Origin of the sequence: Acinetobacter rongchengensis (assembly GCF_003611475.1) — a bacterium.
GTDB classification, from domain to species: domain Bacteria; phylum Pseudomonadota; class Gammaproteobacteria; order Pseudomonadales; family Moraxellaceae; genus Acinetobacter; species Acinetobacter rongchengensis.
This window is the reverse complement of record NZ_RAXT01000172.1, coordinates 1-784: the sequence shown is the minus strand read 5'-3', so window position 1 is coordinate 784 and position 784 is coordinate 1. Positions and strand designations below refer to the sequence as shown.

General features: G+C 33.0%; 1 protein-coding gene. It reads right to left on the bottom strand.

The features are described from left to right. Positions 1-24: 24 nt before the first annotated feature. Positions 25-784 (bottom strand): APH(3')-VI family aminoglycoside O-phosphotransferase (locus D7V20_RS19345; RefSeq protein ID WP_120365122.1); only part of this gene is annotated, 760 nt, incomplete at its 5' end.

Here is a 784-nt window from a genome sequence, read left to right as displayed (position 1 = left end):
AGTATTTTTAGATAATGCTTGGAATCAATTCAATTCATCAAGTTTTAAAAAATAATTCCTTTTGTCAGGTCTATCATTTTTTAAATGCTTTAAAAATATTTTCGCAGTTTCCTCCGATGCATCCTCTCTTAGGCAACGTTCAACAAAGGATATATCTACAAATTCATCTGCTAACCCAGCACGACCAAGATCTAAAAAATAAATTTCATTGAATTTATCTATAAAAATATTACTATCCGTGATATCGCCATGAGAAAAAACCAATCTTTCTTCAACACGAGTCTCGGTTAACTCATTCCATAGACTTAGGTAAGTTTTATGGTCTCCCCATAATTCAGTGTCAAAATCATCTTGATCTATATCGTCAAGGAGTTGGTTATCAATAAAAAATTTTGACTCTTTTAACCGATGATCAATGTTTGAAATAAATGGACAATCAATAATAGCAATTGAATTTAACAGATTGAGTGCCTCCTTATAGATAGCAAGCAATTCTTGGTCTGTTAAAAAAAGCGCTGAAATTGGTTTTGCATTGATCGCTTTAGTGATCATGAATTCAAACTGCTCATCCTGAAAAGTCATGATGAGTTCAGGCACCTTTAATTTCTCAGAGAGCCAACTCAACATTTTCGCTTCACGAGAGACACTGTATGTGGTCTCTGTATATAAAGTGCTAGATCGCTTAAGAAAAAAAGTTTCATTATTTCGATTAAAAGAATAAACATCCGATGGCGACTGACCAATTTTATTTGGCTCTAAAACGCTGTTTCCGATAAATTGTTGA